General features: G+C 64.5%; 2 protein-coding genes and 1 pseudogene. 1 reads left to right on the top strand and 2 read right to left on the bottom strand.

The features are described from left to right. Positions 1–207: 207 nt before the first annotated feature. Positions 208–930: a 4'-phosphopantetheinyl transferase family protein gene (locus tag ACWCRJ_RS44475; protein WP_450944682.1), complete on the bottom strand. Its 723-nt coding sequence runs from the start codon at positions 928–930 to the stop codon at positions 208–210. Between the two features lie 302 nt (positions 931–1,232). On the opposite strand from ACWCRJ_RS44475, the pseudogene ACWCRJ_RS44470 reads away from it, so the two are divergent. Continuing rightward, a pseudogene (locus tag ACWCRJ_RS44470) lies at positions 1,233–1,852 on the top strand (IS3 family transposase); the annotation flags it as partial. A 75-nt stretch (positions 1,853–1,927) separates the two neighbouring features. Here ACWCRJ_RS44470 and ACWCRJ_RS44465 read toward each other — a convergent pair. Next, positions 1,928–3,196: an MFS transporter gene (locus ACWCRJ_RS44465; protein ID WP_450944681.1), complete on the bottom strand. Its 1,269-nt coding sequence runs from the start codon at positions 3,194–3,196 to the stop codon at positions 1,928–1,930. Positions 3,197–3,306 lie beyond the last annotated feature (110 nt).

The raw sequence follows: 3,306 nt of genomic DNA, 5'->3' as shown, positions 1-3,306 counted from the left end.
AAGCGCGTCACCCGACCGGTGCACCGACGAAACACGCTGGCCAGGACCAACACACCCGCGCAGGAAGGCCGTTTCCCACGCTGTGCTGTCCGTTTTCCCGCGGCCCCGGCCAGCGGGCCCGCCGGAGACGCGCCAGTGGGCCTGTTGGAGACGCTCCTGCAGCACGAAGGGCCGCAGTACCGGGCCGCGAGCGCCTTCGGACAGGGGCTAGACAGCACAGAGCGTTGGCGGCACCAAGTGATGCTCGGTGTACCGCACCGGTTCCTGGGCGATCACCGCCAAGGCAGCGGCGTAGCCGGGCACACCCTCCAGGTCTGTCAGCTGAATCCGGCCCACCAGATCGGGCCTGTCCGCGAAATCCATTACTGCCGGTGCCTTGTAGGGGGCGCTGACGGACAGCCGGGGCAGCGGGATACGCAAACCGTCTCCGGTCGCCTTGACGATGGCCTCCTTCCGGGTCCAGGTGCGGAAGAACGCCTCGGGAGTACGAGGCCCGAATGCCTCCCTTTCAACCAGGGAGAGTGCCTGCGGCTCCAGTTCTGCCACATCGAAGCCCGCATCGATGTGCTCGATGTCGAGGCCGACCGGCCCGGCCGAGCAAACCGCAACCGCGGCGAGTCGGCCCGAGTGGGAGATGGATGCCTCCCACTCAGTACCCGGCAATGTTGGTTTGCCATGGGGGCGTGAGCAGTCGGGGCACGATGATCCCACGGCTACCTCATGTGCCTGGCGGCCGGTCAAATCGCCGGCCACGATCCGCAGCAAGGCGCGTCCCGCCACGAAGCGGTCCTGATCAGCGGGTCGAATCATGCTGGTGGCACGGAAGCGTTCAGCGTCCGACAGCAGGTGCTGCAGGGTGCGTGCTGCACCAGAGGTCTCGGTCCACCAGACGTGGCACTGGCTTGCAGAGTCAGTCGACGTCTTGATCACGCTGGTCCTCAATGAACTTGGCCAGTCGGTCGATACCAGGCTGGATCTCGTCGGGGGTCAGGTAACTGAGAGGGATCCGGACCCGTCACTCACCGCCGGAGCGCCGGAAGTAACACAGCGGAGTCCACAGCACGCGGTAGTCGCGAGCGGACCGCTCCAGCGCGCTGTCATTGGCCTCAAAGGGCACCGTGACCACCATGAAGAAGCCGTTCTCGGGTTCGTTCCACGACACCCCGTAGCCAGGGGGGCGAAGGCCGTCGCGAGAGCGTGCCGCGCAGCCCGGAGGTTCTCGCGGTGGAAACCGGCGCTCCCGGCTGATGCAGATCAACCACATCGTTGGGCGGCACCGGCGGAAGAAGAAGCGGACGACGATCGCGGACAGAACCGCACTGCCCGCACCGGACCTGGTGATGGGCGACTTCACCGCGGACACGCTGAACACCAAGTGGTGCGGCGACATCGCTTACATAGCCGTCGGCGCAACATGGCTCTACCTCGCCACAGTGATCGACATCGGCTCGAGGAAGGTGGTGGGCTGGTCGATTGCCGACCAGTTGCGTGACTCGCTGGTCACCGACGCGATCGAGATGGCCATGGCCGCCTGCGGCGGCCGAGTTCGCGGGGTCGTTGTCCACGCGGACAGGGGCGCCCAATACAGTGCGGCCGTCTTCGCCGAAGTGTGCCGCCGGCACGGCATCGGGCACACCACGGGCCTGGTCGGTTCGAGCTATGACTGTGAGTGCCCTCACCGAGTCGTTCTTCCAGGGCCTCAAGCGCGAGTTGCTCCACGGAAGGCACACATGCGGCTCGAGTTGTTCTGTCGTACTACAACCGGCAGCGTCGGCATTCCGCACGCGGCCACCTCACACCAGCCGCGTTCGAACGGCAACTCATCACGTCACGTGAGCTGTCACTCGTCGTGCGAAACCCGGTGTCAATTCCCGGGGATCAGCCTCACCAACAGCCAACCCCGGGGCCAGCAGACGAGCGCCCACGCTCACGTTGCGGGCAGGTCGCGCATCCGGATCAGCGGTGAGAAGACCACGAACAGTGCCGCACTCCACATACCGAGGACACAGATCAGCAGAGCTGCACGGAGTCCGTACCATGTGGCAAGACCACCACCGAAGAGCGCCCCCAGCGGAATCACACCGTAACAAATCCACATGAATGAGGCGTTGACCCTGCCGAGGAGGTGTGCGGGTGTCACCCGCTGCCGATACGACGTCGCCGCGACGTTGTAAAGAACGGCGTTCAGCGAGAAAGCGCCGAGTCCGCAGCCGTAGAGTACGATCCCCCAGCCGTGGGGCGCCAGCGGCATCAGTAGGTAAAGCGGTCCTGGTGCAGCCATGGCCAACCAGATCATGCGCGCAGTGCCGATCCAACGTGCCACCCGGTTGGCCATCAGACCGGTAGCCATGCCGACGACGGCACTGATGCTGGAGACTACACCGACCATCCACGGCGAGGCGTCCAACTGCCGCACCATAAAGGTTACACCGATGGAACTCACGGCCATGACAAAGAAATTCGATGTTGCTGAGCAGCCAAGGATAGCCCGCAACTCCAACCGGCCCCAGATGAAGGCGAGCCCTTCGTTGACCTCCTGGCGCAACGGTTCGCGCTCCTTGGGTGCCGGACGCTCGTCCGATGCCCCCATGAACCACAGCGTCACCGCGCTCACAAAGTACGCCAGGCTGTTGCCCAGAAAGGCACGTGATGTTCCCACCAGGTCCACCAGGAATCCAGCGAGAGCAGGTCCGGTAAACTCGGCCAACTCTCGACTGGTCTCCAACTTCGCTGTGCCGTCAACTAGATGGTGTTTCTTCACCACGGCAGGAAGCCGAGAGTGGTAGGCGACGCCGAAGAGCACGGAGAGAGTGCCGGACGCAGTGACGACGACATACAGGTACCACAGATGCACCTCCCAGCTGAGTGCGAACAGCGGCACCGAACCCATGAGCAGGAACCGGCCCAGGTCGCAAGCGACCATCAACTTCCGGTGGTCGCATCGGTCGGCGAGGATACCGGCCGGCAGCGAGACGAAGAGGTAGGGCAGCCAAGCCAAGGAGGTGAGCAGGGATATTTGGAACGCGCTGGCGTGCAGCGAGTTGGCTGCGAGCAGCGGGACCACCACGGTGGTGATGCGGGCACCCAACTCGCCCACGCTCTGGCCGGTCCATAGCAGCAGGAAGGCCCTATTGCGTAGGAGCGACTGGTTTTCCGTGGACGCCGGTTCGGCGAAAGCGGCCTCGTGTTGCGTCATGCGGGGAGTCCTTCTCGCGAATGATACGAAGTGAATTGCCGTACGGGCAGCAGCCGTACGCTGAGGTTCCTGAAGCCGCTGATGGCCGAGGTGGCGAGAGCGGCGGTGGA

This window comes from Streptomyces sp. NPDC002324 (genome assembly GCF_053593335.1).
This window is presented reverse-complemented; position numbering and strand designations above follow the sequence as displayed.